Source organism: Micromonospora sp. CB01531, from assembly GCF_001905095.1.
GTDB lineage: Bacteria > Actinomycetota > Actinomycetes > Mycobacteriales > Micromonosporaceae > Micromonospora.
Genome location: NZ_LWLS01000061.1, coordinates 30,182 through 48,633, shown reverse-complemented (window position 1 = coordinate 48,633; position 18,452 = coordinate 30,182). Strand labels below are relative to the sequence as shown.

Here is an 18,452-nt window from a genome sequence, read left to right as displayed (position 1 = left end):
TGAACTGGGATCAGGTGGCGGGCTCGAGGGCCCGCCGGACGACGGCCAGCAGCGCGGGCCGCAGCTCCTCGTCGGGGATGGCGATGAACTCGGCGCACGTCTCCGCGATCCCGGCGAGCACGACCAGCGCGGCGATCCGCGCGGACGGGCGGTCGGACCGGCCGGCGAACGCGCCGATCAGTCGTTCGGAGATCTGTTGGACGTGCGCGAAGGCGGGCTGCTGGAGCAGGTCGGGGAACTCGCCGCGGAGCAGCGCGATCTCCCGCCGGAAGCGGACCGCGAGGTCGACGAAGCCCTCGCCGGCGACCCGCTGGGCGTCCGCGCCGGTGTGTGCGGCGATCCGGGCGTCGAGCGCCTCCAGCACCGCGATGGCGGGTGCCATCAGCTCGCTGAGCAAGGCTTCCTTGTTGGCGAAGTGGTAGAGCACGGTGGCCTTGGAGCAGCCCACCTCGCGGGCGATGTCCTGCAGCGAGGTGCCCTTGTAGCCGGTGACGGCGAAGCGGCGCGCCGCCGCGGCGAGGATCTCGTCGTGAGTTTCCGGTAGCGCCCGTGCCATGTCCTCCAGGATGCCTGACCGATCGGTCAGCACCTGACCGATCGGTCAGACGGATTGCGTGGTCTTCGCCACAGCCTCAGCCGACCGGAACACCGTGCTCGTGGTCGTACGCCGCCCGGGCCGCCGTGATCGCGGTCCGGTGCCGCTCCGCCCACGCGGTCAACGCGACCAGTGATTCGTAGAGCTCCAGGGCCATCGGGGTGGCGGTGTACTCCACCTTCGGCGGGACGGTCGGAAAGACGTGCCGGTGCAGCAGGCCGTCCCGCTCCAGGTTGCGCAGGGTCAGCGTGAGCATCCGCCGGCTGATGCCCTCGACCTGCCGCTCCAGCTCGGTGAACCGGATCGGCCCCTGTGACGCGGCGATCAGGATGCCGATGCTCCACTTGCCGCCGACCCGATCCAGCGCCTCCCGGACGGTGCAGGCCCGTGCCTGCTGGGCGGTCACGGACACACAGCTGTTCCCCTGGGACACGAAAGTGCCTCCTTCCGCTCGGTCTGATGGTCACAGACGATGGCCTCGGTAACAAACCATGCACCAAGGAGGTCGTACCCGATGACGGGGACCAACCGCTGGCCGGCGCTGCTCGTGCTCTGCGCCGGCAGCCTGATCATCATCCTGGACGGCAGCATCGTCGCCGTGGCGCTCCCGGCCGTCCAGGCCGACCTGGGCTTCCACGGCGCCGGGCTGGCCTGGGTGGTGAACGCCTACCTGGTCGCGTTCGGCGGCCTGCTCCTGCTGGCCGGGCGGCTCGGCGACCTGCTCGGCCGGCGCCAGGTCTTCCTGGCCGGGGTGGCCCTGTTCACCCTCGCCTCGCTGCTCTGCGCCGTGGCCGCCAGCCCGGCGATCCTGGTCGCCGCCCGCTTCGCGCAGGGCGTCGGGGGCGCGCTCACCACCGCGGTCAGCCTCGGCATGATCGTCCGGCTCTTCCCCGAGCCGGCCGAGCGGGCCCGGGCGATCGCCGTGTTCAGCTTCACCGGCGCGGCCGGCTCCTCGATCGGCCTGCTGGTCGGGGGAGTGCTCACCGACCTGGCGGGCTGGCGGTCGATCTTCCTGATCAACCTGCCGATCGGCGCGCTGATCCTGGCCGCCGCCGGACGGCTGATCGCGCCGGACCCCGGCGTCGGCCTGCGGGCCGGTCTGGACCTGCTCGGCGCGGTGCTGGCCACCGCCGGCCTGATGGCCGCCGTGCTGGCCATCGTCGGTGCCGGCGAACACGGCTGGACCTCGGCGCGCACCCTCACCGCCGCCGGGCTGGCCATCGCGCTCCTGGCCGGCTTCGCGGCCCGGCAGCGGATCGCCCCGACCCCGCTGCTGCCACCCCGGGTGCTGCGGGCGCCCGGCCTGGTCGCCGCCAACGCCGCGCAGTTCCTCATGGTGGCCGCGTACTTCGGCTTCCAGTTCCTGCTCGCGCTGCACCTGCAACTCGTCCTCGGGCTGGACCCGGCGGCCACCGGCTTCGCCTTCCTGCCCACCCCGCTGGTGATCGCGGCGGTCTCGCTGGGCCTGGCCGGCCGGCTGGTGGCCCGGTACGGCGCCCGGGCGGTGCTGGTCGGCGGGCTGGCGCTCGCCGTGGCGGGCTTCCTGCTGCTGGCCCGCCTCCCGGTGGACGCCGGTTACGCGCGGGACCTGCTCCCGGCCATGCTGGTCTTCGGCGTCGCGGGCGGGCTGACCCTGCCGGCGGTCACCAACCTCGCCATGGCCGGTGCCGCGCCCGACGACGCAGGGCTCGCCTCCGGGCTGGCCAACACCACCCAGCAGGTGGGCGGGGCGCTCGGGTTGGCCACCCTCGCCACCCTGGCCGCGTCCCGCACCGACGCGGCGCGCGCCGCCGGCGCGGACCAGGTGGCCGCCCTCGCCGCCGGCTACCGGTACGCCTTCGCCGTGGCCGCCGCGCTGGTCGCCGCCGCCCTGCTGGTCGCCCTCCGCACCGCCCGGCGGCCCCGTCGCCAGGAAGCCCTCCCGACGCCCCCGGCAGGGCGGGCGACCGCAGCGGGCTCGGCGCCTCCGATTGGCCAGCAGACTGCCGGCGGTCAGCTCCGGCCGTCGGCGCCCAGCACCCGGGCCAGGAGATCCACCGCCGCCGGGTACGCGTGCGACGGCGGGTGCGCGTAACCCACGACCAGACCGCCCGGTTGTCCTGCCGGGTGATGCCGGTGCGGGCCGAGCCCGCCCAGGGCGAGCCCGCGCGCGCCGGCCGCCGCCAGCACCTCCGCCTCGGTCGGGCCGTCCGCCGGCAGGTCGACGGTGGCGTGCAGGCCGGCCGAGATCCCGTCCAGGCCGGGCCACCGGCCCAGCCGGTCCAGCAGCAGGTCCCGCCGCTGCCGGTAGCGCCGCCGGACGGTACGGATCTGCCGGTCGTAGCCGTGCGTGCCGATCAGGTCCGCGAGGGCGAGCTGGCCGATCGTCTCCGTGTGCAGGTCGAGGTGGCGTTTCGCGTCCACCACCGGATCCACCAGCCGGGCCGGCAGCACCAGCCAGGCCAGGCGCAACGCCGGCCCGAGCGTCTTCGCCGCGGTGCCCACGTACGCCACCTGCTCCGGGGCGGTGCCCTGGACCGCGCCCACCGGCTGCCGGTCGTACCGGAACTCGCCGTCGTAGTCGTCCTCGACGACCAGGCCGCCGGTCGCCCGGGCCCAGTCGGCCAGCGCGTGCCGGCGGGCCGGGTGCAGCGTCACCCCGATCGGGAACTGGTGTGCCGGGGTCACCACCGCGGCGCCCACCCGGGCGAGGCGCCCGGTGCCGAGCAGGTCGGTACGCGCACCCCGCTCGTCCACCGGCAGCGGCAGCACGGTGCCACCGTGCCGGCGGACCACCTCCCGGTGGAAGGGGAGCCCCGGATCCTCCATCGCCACGGCCGGCGTACCGGCGTCGCGCAGCACGGTGGTGAGCAGCACCAGCGCCTGGACGTACCCGGTGGTGACCACGATCCGCTCCGGGTCGGCGAGCACGCCGCGGGCTCGTCCCAGGTAGCCGGCGAGCGCGGTACGCAGCTCCGGTCGGCCGCGCGGGTCGCCGTAGCCGTACGCCTCGGCGGGGGCCACGGCCAGCGCCCGTCGGGTGGCCCGCAGCCAGGCGGTGACCGGGAAGAGCCCGACGTCGGGGCTGCCCGGACGGAGGTCGTACCGGAAGGGTGCCGGCCCGGGCGGCGGCGCGACCGGCGCCGGCGCCGCCCGGCGTAGCGGGCTGACCTCGGTGCCGGCGCCGACCCGGGCCACCAGCCAGCCTTCGGCGACCAGTTGGTCGTAGGCGGCGCTGACCGTGCCCCGGGACAGCCCGAGTTCGGTGGCGAGGGTGCGGGTGGCCGGCAGGCGGGCCGACGGCGGTAGCCGGCCGTCGCGGATGGCCGCCCGCAGGGCCCGTTCCAGCCCGGCCCGCCGGCCGCCGCTCGCGTCCAGTTCCAGGTGCAGGTCGACGCCGAAATCGGCCCAGTCCATCGGCACGGAATTGGAGCTTAGGGGTTGGCCACCGGCCCGGCGAGAATCCCCGCATGACCGAGCTGAACCAGCGGGCCGCCACGCTGCGCGCGCTGCACCGCCCCGGAGTACCGCTGATCCTGCCCAACGCCTGGGACGCCGGGTCGGCCCGGGCCGTGGTCGCGGCCGGCTTCCCGGCCGTCGCCACCAGCAGCGGGGCGGTCGCCGAGGCGCTCGGCCACGCCGACAACGAGGCCACCCCGGTGGACGAGATGTTCGACGCGGTCGCCCGGATCGCCGCCGCCGTGGCCGTCCCGGTCACCGCCGACCTGGAGCGGGGGTACGGGCTGCGCCCGGCCGAGCTGGTCGAGCGGCTGCTCGCCGCCGGCGCGGTCGGCTGCAACCTCGAGGACTCCGACCCGCGTACCCGGGAGCTGCGCGACGTGGCGGAGCAGGCCGACCTGCTCGCCGGGGTCCGCGCGGCGGCCCGGGAGGCCGGGGTGGACGTGGTGCTCAACGCCCGGGTGGACGTCCACCTGCGGGCGTACGGGCCGGCGGAGGGGCGGCTCGCCGAGGCGGTCCGCCGGGCCCGCCGCTACCGGGCCGCCGGGGTGGACTGCGTCTACCCGATCGTCCTCGCCGACCCGGCCGACGTCCGGACCCTGGTGACCGAGGTGGACGCCCCGGTCAACGTGCTGGCCCGCCCCGGCGCACCGGCCGTGGCCGAGCTGGCCGGGCTCGGCGTGGCCCGGGTCAGCTTCGGTGAGGGGCTGTACGCGGCCGCCCGCGCCCGTACCGTCGAGATGCTCGCCGCGATCCGGGCGGGCGACGAGTTGTTCCGGACCGCAGAGGAGGCACGGTGACCTACCCACCACCGCGTTACTCAGGAGACTGGGGCGAGCCGACCGCCACCTACCGCCCGGCCGACCAGCCGCCCGAGCTGGTCTACCCCAGCGGCGGCACGGCGCACTACCTCGCCACCGGCGCGTCGACCAACGGGCAGTTCGGGCTCTACCGCTGGGAGATGGGCCCGCAGCCGAGCGGCCCGGATCCGCACTTCCACCGGTCCATCTCGGAGTCGTTCTACATCCTGTCCGGGACGGTCCGCATCTACGACGGCCGGCGGTGGATCGACACGGTGCCCGGCGACTTCGTGCACGTCCCGGAGGGTGGCGTCCACGCGTTCCGCAACGAGTCCGGCGAGCCCGCCTCGATGCTGCTGCACTTCGCGCCCGGCGCGCCCCGGGAGGGCTACTTCGAGGGCCTGCTGGACCTGGCCGGCCGGACCGAGGAGGAGCGGACGGAGTTCTTCCTGCGGCACGACACGTTCTGGGTCTGACTCCCTCGGCGGTCGTGTCGGGGTTGCCGGCACGGCTTCGGGCCGGGAAGGTGAGCGGATGGGTGCCGCTGACGAGACCCGGGACGGGGTTTCGCTGACCAATCTGGACCAGCCGCTGTTCGACGGGGCCGGGGCGACCAAGCGCGATCTGGTCGACTACCTGGACGCCGTCCACGAGCGGATCCTGCCGGAGCTGCGTGACCGGCCGCTCTCGGTCGTCCGGGTGCGGCCCGGGCAGGACCCGTTCATGCAGAAGAACCTGCCGAAGTACACCCCCGACTGGGTGCGCCGCACCTCGGTCTGGGCGGAGGCGTCCCGCCGGCGGATCTCGTACGCCCTCTGCGACGACCGGCGGACGCTGCTCTGGTTCGCCAACCAGCGGGCGGTGGAGTACCACCCGACACTGGGCCTGGCGGGCCGGCCGGAGCACCCCACCCAGCTGGTGCTCGACCTCGACCCGCCCCCGGGTGACTCGTTCGGCATGGCGGTCCGGGCCGCGCTGCTGGTCCGGCAGGCGCTGACCGACGTCGGGCTGGCCGGGGCGGTGAAGACCAGCGGCGCCAAGGGCGTGCACGTGATCGTGCCGGTGGCCGCCGAGACCACGGCCGAGGAGGCGGCCGCCGCGACCCGGGCCGTCGCCGCCCGCGCCGAACGCCTCGACCCGGCACTGGCCACCACCGCGTTCATCGTCGAGGACCGCGGCGGCCGGGTGTTCGTCGACTCGACCCGGGCGTACGGGGCGACGGTGGTGGCGGCGTACAGCCCCCGGGTGCGGCCGGGCACGCCGGTGTCGTACCCGGTCGGCTGGGACGACCTGGAGTCGGCGACGCCCGCCGACTTCACCGTGCGGACCGTGCCGGCGCTGGTCGCCGAGCGGGACCCGTGGGCGGCGGCGCTGCCGGCCCCGCAGCGGCTCCCGGCCGACCTGGTCGCGGAGGGGCGGACCATCCCGGTGGCCCGGGTGCAGGCCATGCACGAGGGCAAGCGCCGCGCGAAGGCCCGCCGCGAGGCCGGCTGACCGGTCCGGGTGCGGCTCCCGGGGCTGCCGGTTGCTCGCCATGGTTAGGTGTGGCGCGTCGTCACCGTGCCGCGGCGATAACCGGCGAGTTATCGGTCGTTGTGATGTTCGCGGTTGATGGCCGCGGGCCGCCGACGGCCCGCATACACGATCAAGGCCGCTGACCGGATTTCCCTGGTCAGCGGCCTTGGATGGTGCCCCCGGCAGGATTCGAACCTGCGCCCCCGCCTCCGGAGGGCGGTGCTCTATCCCCTGAGCTACGGGGGCTCAGCGACCCGAGAAGCGTAGCAAACCCGCCTCCGGATCACCCAATCGGTATCCCCGCGCGCCGCCCGTCTCCGCAATTGCCCTGATCATGAGGTTGGCGGCAGCCGTGGAGATCATTGTCGCCGGCAACCTCATGATCACCGGAAAGGTGGCCGGGGGTCAGGCGGCGGCCAGGGGGCGGCCGCAGCTGGGAAGCGGGTGCAGGACGATGCGGCGCGGCAGGCGGCGCGGCCACTCGTTGCGGGGCCACGAGCCGTCGACGATCAGGTGCACGCTGCGCTCCTCGGCGCCGCTAAGCCGCAGCACGAAGTCGCGCGGGAGCGGCGGGTCGACCGACGGTGTGGTGATCATGAAGCGGACCCGGCCCCGGGAGGAGACCGCGGAGATCACGTCGGCCGCCGGCATGGTGCCGCGCAGGCGGATCCGGCCGATCCAGTAGACCTCCGCGGCGTGCTCCTGGGCGGCCCCGGTGATTGCCGGGTACTCGCTGCGCACCCAGCGCTCGACTGCGCCCACGCAGAGCCCGCAGGCCCGCTCCCGGGGCTCCCGCGGACCCAACCCCCAGGCCCGCAGGTACGCCCCGACCGTGCCGGGGTCCATCGCCAGGTCGAACCGGCGCTGTATGAGGGTGGTCAGGCTCTGTCGCGTCCAGAGCTCCTCGTCCAGGCCGAACCCGTCGGGGTGGACGCCCCGCAGTACGTCGATCAGTTCGAGTTCCTGTTCGCGGCTGAGCGTTCCCGACTCGCCCGGCCGCTGTCCGCGACGGACGGCTGCCACCGCCCCGTCACCGCCGATGGTGTGGCGTCGGCACCAACTGGTCACCGACCTGCCTGCGTCTCTGAGTGCAACCCCCACGTCTTGCGCAACGAGCCCGAATCGCAACTGGTCACGATATGTGGGTAGAAAAGTCTCCAAGGAGCACTATGGGTTGAACTCCATCAAAAAGTTATAAACGGGCATAACGGGCTGGTAGGGGCGGGTATGCGGAAGGGCCTGCGTCGGGAACGACGCGGGCCCTTCCGGAAGCAGGCGTGCCGGCGGCTCAGCCACCGAGCCGCTTGAGCGCGGCCTGGATGTTGGTCAGATCCGTCTGCTGGGTGTTCTTCATGGTCTGCGCGACCGCCAGCACGTCCTCGTCGTGCCCCTGGTCGAGGATCCCCTGGATCATGTGGACCCCGCCCAGGTGGTGCTGCCGCATCATGGTGAGGAAGAGCACGTCGAACTCGCGGCCCTTGGCGGCCCGCAGCTTCGCCATCTCCTCCGGCGTGGCCATGCCCGGCATCAGGCCGTTCTTGACCAGCCCGGCGCCGTCCGGCATCCAGGCCATCGGCGGCTGGTCGCCGGTCGGGTCCAGGTGCCACGAGCGCAGCCAGGTCTGCATGATGCCGATCTCGCCCTGCTGGCCCGTCGCGATGTCGACGCCGATCTGCCGTACCTCCGGGTCCTGGCCCTGCTGGAAGGCCAGCAGCCCCATCGCCACCGCCTGCGCGTGGTGGGTGGTCATGTCCCGGGCGAAGCCCGCCTCGGCGGAGTTGTCACCCGGCCGGGTGAGAGCCGGGGTGAGCAGGCCGCCCGCGTACCCGAGCAGGAGGCCGACCACGACGGCGGCGGCCAGGGCCAGCACGCCGAAGCGGCGCGCGGCCCCCCGGCCACCGTCACCGGTGGCCGGGGCCTCGTCGAGCTCGGTGTCCGTCGTCACGGCGGCGGTCATCGCGGCGTCCTCACTGGGTCGGCTGCTCGGGCATCTGGTTGCCCAGGTTGTCCCGCGGCGTGGTGCCGGTGGCGGTGACGCCCTGGTCGCAGAGCGCGGTCGGCCCCTCGATGGAGGCGTTGACCTTCAGCGTCTTGATGAAGTCGTCGATCCGGCTGTCGTCGGCGTTGTCGACCTTGAGCTGGAAGCCCCAGGCCTGCAGCGAGATCGGCTTGTCCAGCCCCTCGAACGGGCTGAGCATCAGCTTCTCCTTGCCCTCGACCTTGGCCTTGAGCTTGGCCACCTGGTCGGCCGGCAGGTCCGGGCGGTAGGTGATCCAGACCGTGCCGTGCTCCAGGCTGTGCACCGCGTGCTCGTTGGCGATCGGGGCGTCGTAGACGTCGCCCATGCAGTTCTGCCAGGCCTGGTTGTGCGGGCCGGCGACCGGCGGGAGGACGTCGTACTTGATCGAGCCCGGCTGGTGGTTGCCACCCTTGACCAGGTCCGGGTCCTTCTTGCGGTAGTCGACCATGCCCTTGATGGCGTCGGCCCGCGTCTGCCACGGCTGAGAGCCCTGGAAGGCGGCGTAGGCACCGTAGCCGATGATGCCGGCGGCGAGCACGCCGACCGCGACGAAGAGGGCGATCGGGCCCCAGGACCGACCCTGGCTGACCTTCACCGGGGCGACCGGCTTGCGGCCCTTGCCGCCCGCGGCCGGCCGCGGGTTGCCCTTGCCGGATCCGGCCTTGCCGCCGGCGGGCTTGTCGGCAGCGGCCGGCCGGCCGGCGGCCGGCTTCTTGCCGGTGCTGACCACGGTCGGACGGCGCTCCGGGCCGCCCGGGGTGCTGATGCTCATCGTGCCTCGTCAGGTCGGTCGGTCAGGGAGCCCGGCGGGTCGGTTCACATGCTGGTCGCCGCCGCGGTGCCCGAGTCTACCCCCGATAACATGGTTCGGTGACTCCCGCAGAACTCGCCGACGTAGTCCTTGCCGCAGCCCGCGCCGTCTTCGAGGACCGGGGCCTGGACGGCTTCGCGCTGCCCGCGCAGACCACCGTCGAGCGACCCCGAAACCCCGAGCACGGCGACTACGCCTCGACGCTGGCGCTGCAGCTCAGCAAGAAGGTCGGCGTACCCCCGCGGGAGCTGGCCGCCGCCCTGGCCGAGCAGCTCGGTCGGGCGCCGGGGATCAAGTCGGTGGAGATCGCCGGCCCGGGCTTCCTGAACATCCGGCTCGACTCGGCCGCCGCCGGCCAGCTGGCCAAGGTCATCGTCGAGGCCGGCCCGGAGTACGGCCGCAGTGCGACCCTTGCCGGCCAGAAGATCAACCTGGAGTTCGTCTCGGCGAACCCGACCGGCCCGGTGCACATCGGCGGGGTCCGCTGGGCGGCCGTCGGCGACGCGCTGAGCCGGCTGCTCCGCGCCACCGGCGCCGACGTCGGCACCGAGTACTACTTCAACGACGCCGGCTCCCAGATCGACCGGTTCGCCCGCTCGCTGCTCGCCGCCGCGAAGGGCGAGCCGACCCCGGAAGACGGTTACGGCGGCGCGTACCTCGCCGAGATCGCGGACGAGGTGTGCCGGCGCCGGCCGGAGGTCCGGGAGTTGGACGACGCCGCCGCCCAGGAGATGTTCCGGGTCGAGGGCGTCCAGCTGATGTTCGAGGAGATCAAGGCGTCGCTGCGCGACTTCGGGGTCGAGTTCGACACCTACTTCAACGAGAAGGACCTGCACGACCGGGGCGAGCTGGACAAGGCGCTGGCCCGGCTGCGCGAGCAGGGGCACGTCTACGAGGCCGAGGGCGCCACCTGGCTGCGCACCACCGACTTCGGCGACGACAAGGACCGGGTGCTGCGCAAGTCCAACGGCGAGTGGACCTACTTCGCCGCCGACTGCGCCTACTACCTGGACAAGCGGGAGCGCGGCTTCGAGCGCGTGGTGATCATGCTGGGCGCCGACCACCACGGCTACATCGGCCGGATGAAGGCCATGGCCGCCTGCTTCGGCGACGACCCGGACCGCAACCTCGAGATCCTCATCGGCCAGCTGGTCAACCTGGTCCGCGACGGGCAGCCGGTGCGGATGAGCAAGCGGGCCGGCACCGTGGTCACCCTGGAGGACCTGGTCGACGCGATCGGCGTGGATGCCGCCCGGTACGCGCTGGCCCGCTACTCGGCCGACTCGCCCATCGACATCGACGTGGAGCTGTGGACCCGGGCCAAGAACGACAACCCGGTCTACTACGTGCAGTACGTGGGCGCGCGGACCGCCGGCATCTCGCGGCAGGCCGCCGAGGCGGGGCTGACCCGGGGCGCGGCGGCGGACTTCCGCCCCGAGCTGCTCAGCCACGAGAAGGAACACGAGCTGCTCAAGGCCCTCGCCGGGTTCCCGGCCGTGGTGGCCACCGCCGCGGAGCTGCGCCAGCCGCACCGGCTCGCGCACTACCTGGAGCGCGAGGTTGCCCCGGCGTTCCACCGGTTCTACGACCAGTGCCGGGTCACCCCGCAGGGCGACGAGGAGATCACCGACACCCACCGGGCCCGGCTCTGGCTCAACGACGCCACCCGCGTGGTCATCGCCAACGGCCTGCAGCTGCTCGGCGTCTCCGCCCCGGAAAGGATGTAGTCCCATGCGCGCGCACGAGGCCGGTGCCCTGCACGGCGACATCGGCAACCGCGGGCCGGCCTGGCTGCGTACCCCGGTCGACGTCAACGCCCTGGTGCCGCAGCTGTGGCCGCGCCATGTGGCGCGCGGGGCGGGCGGCGCGCTGGAGGTCGCCGGGCTGGACGTCCGCGACCTGGCCGCCGAGTTCGGCACCGCGGTGTACGTGCTGGACGAGGACGACCTGCGCTCCCGCTGCCGCGAGTTCCGGGACGCCTTCCCGGACGCCGACGTCTACTACGCCGGCAAGGCCTTCCTCTGCCGCGCCGTGGTCCGCATGGTCGCCGAGGAGGGCCTCTTCCTCGACGTCTGCACCGGCGGCGAGCTGGCCACCGCGCTGTCGGCGGGGATGGAGCCTGCGCGGATCGGCTTCCACGGCAACAACAAGTCGGTGGCCGAGCTGACCCGGGCGGTGGACGCCGGGGTGGGCCGGATCATCGTCGATTCGTTCGCCGAGATCGACCGGCTCACCGCGCTCGCCCGCGAGCGTGGGGTACGCCCCAAGGTGCTGGTCCGGGTCACCGTCGGCGTGGAGGCGCACACCCACGAGTTCATCGCCACCGCGCACGAGGACCAGAAGTTCGGCTTCTCGCTCGCTGGCGGGGCGGCTGCGGCGGCCGCCTTCAAGATCCTCGACGAGGGCGTGCTGGAGCTGCGCGGGCTGCACTCGCACATCGGGTCGCAGATCTTCGACGCCAGCGGCTTCGAGGTCTCCGCCCGGCGGGTGCTCGGCCTGCAGGCGCAGATCCGCGACGCCCGCGGGGTGGAGCTGCCCGAGCTGGACCTGGGCGGCGGGTTCGGCATCGCGTACACCACGCAGGACGACCCGGCCGCGCCGAGCGACCTGGCCAAGCGGCTGCGCAAGATTGTCGACGCCGAGTGCTTCGCCGAGAAGCTGCGGGTGCCGCACCTGTCCATCGAGCCGGGCCGGGCCATCGTCGGTCCCGCCGTGTTCACCCTCTACGAGGTCGGCACGGTCAAGTCCGTGCCGCTGGGCACTGGCGGCGGCGACGGCCATCGTGCCTACGTGAGCGTGGACGGCGGGATGAGCGATAATATCCGCACCGCGCTCTACGACGCGTCCTACTCGGCGACGGTGGCGAACCGGGCCTCAGCTGCGGAACCGCTGCTCGCCCGCGTGGTGGGAAAGCATTGTGAGTCCGGGGACATCGTGGTGAAGGATGAATTCCTGCCCGCTGACGTGCAGCCCGGAGATTTTGTCGCGGTGCCCGGCACCGGGGCGTACTGCCGGAGCATGGCCAGCAACTACAACCACGTCCCGCGGCCCCCGGTCGTCGCCGTCCGCGACGGTCGGGCCCGGCTGATCGTCCGCCGGGAGACCGAAGCGGACCTGCTCGCATTGGATGTCGGATGACCTCACCCGTTCGCTTGGCGCTGCTCGGCTGCGGCACGGTCGGCAGCGACGTGGTGCGGCTGCTGCACGAGCAGTCGGCCGACCTCGCCGCCCGGATCGGTGCCCCGCTGGAGATCGCCGGCATCGCCGTACGCCGGCTCGGTCGGGACCGGGGCGACCTGCCGGTCGACCCCGCCCTGTTCACCACCGACCCGCTCGGGCTGATCAAGCGGGACGACGTGGACGTCGTGGTGGAGGTCGTCGGCGGCATCGAGCCGGCCCGGAGCTGGCTCGTCGAGGCGCTGCGCGCGGGCAAGAGCGTGGTCACGGCAAACAAGGCGCTGCTCGCCGAGGACGGCGCGGCGCTGCACGACGCCGCCGCTGAGGGCGGCGCCGACCTCTACTACGAGGCGAGCGTCGCCGGGGCCATCCCGCTGCTGCGCCCGCTGCGCGAGTCGCTGCACGGGGACCGGATCAACCGGGTCACCGGCATCGTCAACGGCACCACCAACTTCATCCTCTCCGCCATGGACGCCACCGGCGCCGGTTTCGCCGAGGCGCTGGAGGAGGCCACCGAGCTGGGGTACGCGGAGGCGGACCCGACGGCCGACGTGGAGGGCTTCGACGCCGCCGCCAAGGCCGCCATCCTCGCCTCCCTGGCGTTCCACACCCGGGTAACCGCGGCCGACGTACACCGGGAGGGCATCACCGAGGTGACCGCCGCCGACGTGGCCAGCGCCAGGGCGATGGGCTGCACCATCAAGCTGCTCTGCATCGCCGCCCGGGGCTCCGACGCGCAGGGCCGCGAGACGGTCAGTGTCCGGGTGCACCCGGCGATGATCCCGCTGACCCACCCCCTGGCCAGCGTCGGCGACGCGTTCAACGCGGTCTTCGTCGAGGCCGAGGCGGCCGGGCAGTTGATGTTCTACGGCCGGGGCGCCGGCGGCGCGCCGACCGCCAGCGCAGTGCTCGGCGACGTGGTGGCGGTGGCCCGCAACCGCCTCGCCGGGGTGCACGCGCCCAGCGAGTCGGCGTACGCGGACCTGTCGGTGCGGCCGATGGGGGAGGCGCTCACCCGCTACCACATCAGCCTCGACGTGACCGACCGGCCGGGTGTGCTGGCGGCGGTGGCCGGGGTGTTCGCCCGGCACGAGGTCTCCATCGCCACCGTCCGGCAGGGCCCGGCAGGTGGCGGCGCGGCCGGCGGGGGCGCGGACGCCGAACTGGTCATCGTCACCCACGTCGCGCCGGACGCCGCGCTCGCGGCCACCGTCCGGGAGCTGCGCGGGCTGGCGATCGTCCGCTCGGTGACCAGCGTGCTGCGGGTCGAGGGCGGGGCGTAGCTTTCGTCCCGCCTGATGGTTAACCGGAGGTGTGCCAGCGGCCGGTCCGGGAGGCTGGCTCACGCTGGTAGAAGCCCCGATGTGGCCGGGGCGGTCGAGGCGAGGAGAGCGACATGTGGCGGGGTCTGATCGAGACGTACCGGGACCGGCTGCCCGTCACCGACGCTACCCCGGTCGTCACCCTGCACGAGGGGAACACTCCGCTGCTGCCGGCACCGGTGCTCTCCGCCCGGATCGGCGCCGACGTCTGGTTGAAGGTGGAGGGGGCCAACCCCACCGGCTCCTTCAAGGACCGGGGCATGACGGTCGCCGTCTCCAAGGCCGTCGAGGCCGGTGACAAGGCGATCATCTGCGCCTCCACCGGCAACACCAGCGCCTCCGCCGCGGCGTACGCGGCCCGCGCGGGGATCACCTGCGCGGTGCTGGTGCCGCAGGGCAAGATCGCGCTGGGCAAGCTGGCCCAGGCGCTGGTGCACGGCGCCAGGCTGCTCCAGGTGCAGGGCAACTTCGACGACTGCCTGGCGCTGGCCGGCAAGCTCGCCCAGGACTACCCGGTCGCCCTGGTCAACTCGGTCAACATCGACCGGCTGCACGGGCAGAAGACCGCCGCGTTCGAGATCGTCGAGGCGCTGGGCGACGCGCCGGACATCCACTGCCTGCCGGTCGGCAACGCCGGCAACATCTCCGCCTACTGGATGGGCTACTCGGAGGACGTGGCGGCCGGCAACGCCACGAAGGCGCCGAAGATGTACGGCTTCCAGGCGGCCGGTGCGGCCCCCATCGTCACCGGGCAGGTGGTGCCGGAGCCGTCGACCATCGCCACCGCCATCCGGATCGGCAACCCGGCGAGCTGGACCAAGGCGGTCGACGCCCGGGACGCCTCCGGTGGCCTGATCTCGGCGGTCACCGACCGGGAGATCCTGTCGGCGTACCGGCTGCTGGCCCGCGAGGTGGGCGTGTTCGTCGAGCTGGGCAGCGCGGCCAGCGTGGCCGGGCTGCTCCAGCAGGGCGCCGCGGGCCGGGTGCCGGCCGGGTCCACCGTGGTCTGCACGGTCACCGGCCACGGCCTCAAGGACCCGGAGTGGGCTATCTCCACCGCCCCCGCCCCGGTGACCATCGCCAACGACCCCCTGGCCGCCGCCCGCTCCCTGGACCTGGCCTGACCCCCACGCTCCACCCCACCCCACCCCCCTTCCCCCTCCGCCGGGCGCGCGGCCGCCGGCGCTGACCAAGAGGTTGCGTCAGGATCGCCCCGGTTCCTGGCCAAACTTCTTGATCAACAGGGTGCCGGACGGGGTGGGTGGGTGCGGAGTGGACGGAGGGGGTGGGGCAGACTTTGGGCACCCGCAGACCCCATTCCAGGAGTGAGCCACGCCGATGTCGCTGCTCGCCAGATTCAGCCTCGCCAACCGAGGGCTGATCGCCCTCATCGCGCTGGTGACCGCGGCGTTCGGGGCGTTCGCCGTACCATCGCTGAAGCAGCAGCTCCTGCCGTCGCTGGAGTTCCCCGCCGCGTTCATCGTGGCGGCGTACCCGGGCGCCGCGCCGGAGATTGTCGAGTCCCAGGTCACCGAGCCGATCGAGAACAGCCTGCAGGGCATCCCGGGGCTGGAGAAGGTCACCTCGACCTCCCGCGAGGGCTCCACCACGGTCCAGGTGCAGTACGCGTTCGGCACTGATCTGGACGACGTGGTCAACAAGATGCAGACCGCGTTGAACCGCATCGACGGGCAGCTGCCCCAGGGGGTGGATCCGCAGGTCATCGCCGGCAGCACCGACGATCTGCCCGCCGTGGTGGTGGCCGCGACCGGCGGCGACGACGAGCAGGCGCTGGCGGAGCAGTTGCGCCGCACCGTCGTACCCGAGCTGGAGGGACTGGACGGGGTCCGGACGGTCGCGGTCACCGGCACCCGCGACCAGGTCGTGCTGGTCACCCCCGACCCGGTGAAGCTGGCCGCGGCGCGGCTGGCCCCCACCGCCATCGGCCAGGCGCTCAGGACCAACGGCGTCGCGGTGCCGGCCGGCGCGGTGGCTGACGGCAGCCGGTCGCTGCCGGTCCAGGTCGGCACCCCGATCCGGACCGTGGACGACCTGCGTGGCATCGTGCTCACCACCGCCCCCGCCGCCCCGGTACGCCTCGGCGACGTGGCCCGGGTGGAGCAGCAGCTCGCCCCGGCCACCGGGTTCACCCGGACCAACGGCAAGCCCAGCCTCGGCATCGCCGTCACCGCCACCCCGGACGGCAACGCGGTCCGGATCTCGCACGAGATCCGGGACCGGCTCGACGCGCTCTCGGCCGCCTCCGGCGCCGCGCTCACCGTGGTCTTCGACCAGGCCCCGTTCGTCGAGCGGTCCATCGAGAGCCTCACCACCGAGGGCCTGCTCGGGCTGCTGATGGCGGTGGTGGTGATCCTGGTCTTCCTGCTCTCGATCCGCTCCACCGTGGTCACCGCGGTCTCCATCCCGCTGTCGGTGCTGGTCGCGCTGATCGTGCTCTGGGCCGGCGACCACTCGCTCAACCTGCTCACCCTCGGCGCGCTGACCATCGCCGTCGGTCGGGTCGTCGACGACTCCATCGTGGTGCTCGAGAACATCAAGCGGCACCTGGAGTACGGCGAGCCGAAGCGGGAGGCCATCCTCGGCGCGGTCCGCGAGGTGGCCGGCGCGGTGACCGCCTCGACGCTCACCACGGTCGCGGTCTTCGCGCCGATCGCGCTGGTGGGCGGCTTCGTCGGGCAGCTCTTCGCACCGTTCGCGATCACCGTGACGGTGGCCCTGCTCGCCTCGCTGCTGGTCTCGCTGACCGTGATCCCGGTGCTGGCGTACTGGTTCCTGAAGCCGGGCCGCGGCGGGGCGGACGACGCCGCAGCCCGGGGGGCGGCCGAGGAGAAGGAGCTGCGCAGCCCACTGCAGCGGGCGTACCTGCCGGCCATCGGGTTCGCCACCCGCTCCTGGGGCACCCGCTGGGCGACCGTGGGGCTGGGCCTGCTGGTGCTGCTCGGCACGTTCGGCCTGGCCCAGAAGCTGGAGACCAACTTCCTGGACGACTCCGGCCAGGACACCCTGGCCATCCGGCAGGAGCTGCCGGCGGGCACCGGGCTGACCGGCACCGACCAGGCCGCCGCGCGGGTCGAGGAGGTGCTCCGGGGTACGCCGGGGGTGAAGACGTACCAGGTCAGCGCGGGCGGCACGGACAGTCCGTGGGCGGGTGGCGGTGGCAACAACACCGCCTCCTACTCGGTGGCGCTCACCGAGGACACCGACGCCGCGAAGGTCCGGCGCACCCTCCGCGAGGAGTTCGACGGCCTCGGCCCGGAGGTGGGTGAGCTGAGCTTCGGCGCCGGACAGAGCGACGCCTCCGCCAGCCAGCTCGAGGTGGTCGTGCAGGCCGCCGATCAGGAGACCCTGACCCGGGCCGCCGAGGCCGTCCGGGACGCGATGGCCGGTACGCCGGGTGTCGACGACGTCGCCACCGGCCTCGCCGCCCGGGTGCCCCGGGTCGAGGTGACCGTGGACCGGGTCGCCGCGGCGCGGGCCGGGCTCACCGAGGCGGCCGTCGGGCAGCTCGTCGCGCAGGCGTACCGGGGTGCCCCGCTGGGCCAGGTCACGCTGGACGGCCGGCCCCTGAACGTGGTGCTCAGCACCGGGACCCGGCCGCCGCTGAGCGTGGCCGACCTGCGGGCGCTTCCGGTGGGCCCGGTCAAGCTGGACGACATCGCCGACGTCAACCAGGTCGAGGGCCCGCAGCAGGTGACCCGGATCGACGGCGAGCGGAGCGTCTCGGTCACCGGCACGGCTACCGGCTCCGACCTCGGCGCCACCACCCAGGAGTTGCAGAAGCGGCTGGACGCGCTGGACGTGCCGGGGGCGACGTTCGCCATCGGCGGGGTGAGCGCCGACCAGAAGGACGCCTTCGCCGACCTGGGGCTGGCCGTGCTGGCCGCGATCGCGATCGTCTTCCTGATCATGGTTGGTACGTTCCGCAGCCTGACCCAGGCGCTGATCCTGCTGGTCTCCGTCCCGTTCGCGGCCACCGGGGCGATCGCGCTGCTGCTGGCCACCGGGACGCCGCTGGGCGTACCAGCGCTGATCGGTGTGCTCATGCTGGTCGGCATCGTGGTGACCAACGCGATCGTGCTGCTCGACCTGATCAACCAGTACCGGGCCCGGGGGATGGGCGTGACCGAGGCGGTGGTCGAGGGCGGCCGCCGGCGGCTGCGCCCGATCCTGATGACCGCGGTCGCCACGGTGTTCGCGCTGCTCCCGATGGCCTTCGGCCTCACCGGCGAGGGTGGCTTCATCTCCCGGCCGCTGGCGATCGTGGTGATCGGCGGCCTGATCAGCTCGACGCTGCTGACGCTGATCCTGGTGCCGACCCTCTACACCATGGTGGAACGCGCCAAGGAGTCGCTGCGTGCACTTGGGGCCCGCCGCCGGGACGCACCGGAGCCGGTCCCGGTGCCGGTCCTGGCGACCGTCGGCGATGGCGAGTCGCCGGCCGAGCCTGCCGCACCGGCCGCCCCGGCGCCGGCCCGGCCGGCCCCGTCGGCCGCGCTGCTGGACGGTACGGACCAGTTCGAGGTGCTCCGGCTCCCGAAGAGCCGGCGTTCCCCCCTCCCACCCGCCGACTGACCCCCACCCGCCCCCCCGCCCCGGCGGGTTGCGGGCAAATTCCCGGAAGGAGTGGCCATTCCGCCTCGGCTGGCCACTCTTTCCGCGGAAGGGGCCCCTCCAACGTCCCCGACGGAGGGAGGGGGGACCAATCTTTTCGGGGAAGCGGGCGTTTCACGGCGGACGGCGGCGCGAGGGGACC

General features: G+C 73.5%; 15 protein-coding genes and 1 tRNA gene. 9 read left to right on the top strand and 7 right to left on the bottom strand.

The genetic code is table 11. The features are described from left to right. Positions 1-10: 10 nt before the first annotated feature. Positions 11-556, bottom strand: coding sequence for a TetR/AcrR family transcriptional regulator (locus A6A27_RS11995; protein ID WP_073834940.1), 546 nt, complete (start codon positions 554-556; stop codon positions 11-13). A 76-nt stretch (positions 557-632) separates the two neighbouring features. Next, positions 633-1,028: a winged helix-turn-helix transcriptional regulator gene (locus tag A6A27_RS11990; RefSeq protein ID WP_073834667.1), complete on the bottom strand. Its 396-nt coding sequence runs from the start codon at positions 1,026-1,028 to the stop codon at positions 633-635. Positions 1,029-1,109: 81 nt separating this feature from the next. Here A6A27_RS11990 and A6A27_RS11985 point away from each other — a divergent pair, with 81 nt between their 5' ends. Continuing rightward, positions 1,110-2,669: an MFS transporter gene (locus A6A27_RS11985; RefSeq protein WP_073834666.1), complete on the top strand. Its 1,560-nt coding sequence runs from the start codon at positions 1,110-1,112 to the stop codon at positions 2,667-2,669. On the opposite strand, the gene pdxR is transcribed toward A6A27_RS11985, so the two are convergent. Beyond that, positions 2,588-3,991, bottom strand: coding sequence for a MocR-like pyridoxine biosynthesis transcription factor PdxR (pdxR, locus tag A6A27_RS11980; RefSeq protein WP_073834665.1), 1,404 nt, complete (start codon positions 3,989-3,991; stop codon positions 2,588-2,590). The two genes, A6A27_RS11985 and pdxR, sit on opposite strands and share 82 nt — an antisense overlap. Positions 3,992-4,044: 53 nt before the next feature. Between pdxR and A6A27_RS11975 the strand changes: the two genes are divergently transcribed. Genes A6A27_RS11975 through ligD form a run of 3 tightly spaced genes read left to right on the top strand, consistent with a single transcriptional unit; the run spans position 4,045 to position 6,327 of the window. Beyond that, positions 4,045-4,833 carry an isocitrate lyase/PEP mutase family protein gene (locus A6A27_RS11975; protein ID WP_073834664.1) on the top strand — a complete coding sequence of 263 codons (789 nt, stop codon included), beginning with the start codon at positions 4,045-4,047 and terminating at the stop codon, positions 4,831-4,833. Beyond that, positions 4,830-5,309, top strand: a complete 480-nt coding sequence (locus tag A6A27_RS11970) for a cupin domain-containing protein (RefSeq protein WP_073834663.1) — start codon at positions 4,830-4,832, stop codon at positions 5,307-5,309. The genes A6A27_RS11975 and A6A27_RS11970 overlap by 4 nt, the downstream gene beginning before the upstream one ends. Before the next feature lie 58 nt (positions 5,310-5,367). After that, positions 5,368-6,327, top strand: a complete 960-nt coding sequence (gene ligD, locus A6A27_RS11965) for a non-homologous end-joining DNA ligase (protein WP_073834662.1) — start codon at positions 5,368-5,370, stop codon at positions 6,325-6,327. A gap of 192 nt (positions 6,328-6,519) precedes the next feature. Here ligD and A6A27_RS11960 read toward each other — a convergent pair. The 4 genes from A6A27_RS11960 to A6A27_RS11945 form a co-directional block, all read right to left on the bottom strand. Continuing rightward, positions 6,520-6,594, bottom strand: a tRNA-Arg gene (locus A6A27_RS11960). A 159-nt stretch (positions 6,595-6,753) separates the two neighbouring features. Continuing rightward, positions 6,754-7,449 (bottom strand): winged helix-turn-helix domain-containing protein, encoded by a 696-nt coding sequence (locus A6A27_RS11955; RefSeq protein ID WP_073834661.1) that lies wholly within the window; start codon positions 7,447-7,449, stop codon positions 6,754-6,756. 187 nt (positions 7,450-7,636) lie between these two features. Further along, a complete protein-coding gene (locus tag A6A27_RS11950) occupies positions 7,637-8,305 on the bottom strand; it encodes a DUF305 domain-containing protein (protein ID WP_073834660.1) in 669 nt (222 codons plus the stop codon). 10 nt (positions 8,306-8,315) lie between these two features. Continuing rightward, the gene (locus A6A27_RS11945) at positions 8,316-9,140 is read right to left on the bottom strand and encodes a DUF3105 domain-containing protein (protein WP_073834659.1); all 825 of its coding nucleotides are present in this window, start codon (positions 9,138-9,140) and stop codon (positions 8,316-8,318) included. Between the two features lie 98 nt (positions 9,141-9,238). On the opposite strand from A6A27_RS11945, the gene argS reads away from it, so the two are divergent. The 5 genes from argS (at position 9,239) to A6A27_RS11920 (ending at position 18,271) form a co-directional block, all read left to right on the top strand. After that, on the top strand, positions 9,239-10,906 hold the full coding sequence (gene argS, locus A6A27_RS11940) for an arginine--tRNA ligase (RefSeq protein WP_073834658.1): 1,668 nt from the start codon (positions 9,239-9,241) through the stop codon (positions 10,904-10,906). Between the two features lie 4 nt (positions 10,907-10,910). Beyond that, positions 10,911-12,317: a diaminopimelate decarboxylase gene (gene lysA, locus A6A27_RS11935; RefSeq protein ID WP_073834657.1), complete on the top strand. Its 1,407-nt coding sequence runs from the start codon at positions 10,911-10,913 to the stop codon at positions 12,315-12,317. Continuing rightward, positions 12,314-13,639, top strand: coding sequence for a homoserine dehydrogenase (locus A6A27_RS11930; RefSeq protein WP_073834656.1), 1,326 nt, complete (start codon positions 12,314-12,316; stop codon positions 13,637-13,639). Before lysA ends, A6A27_RS11930 begins: the two co-directional genes overlap by 4 nt. 113 nt (positions 13,640-13,752) lie before the next feature. Beyond that, the gene (thrC, locus tag A6A27_RS11925; RefSeq protein WP_073834655.1) at positions 13,753-14,802 is read left to right on the top strand and encodes a threonine synthase; all 1,050 of its coding nucleotides are present in this window, start codon (positions 13,753-13,755) and stop codon (positions 14,800-14,802) included. Between the two features lie 214 nt (positions 14,803-15,016). Further along, complete coding sequence (locus A6A27_RS11920) at positions 15,017-18,271, top strand: efflux RND transporter permease subunit (RefSeq protein WP_073834654.1); 3,255 nt, start codon at positions 15,017-15,019, stop codon at positions 18,269-18,271. The last annotated feature ends 181 nt before the right edge of the window (positions 18,272-18,452 follow it).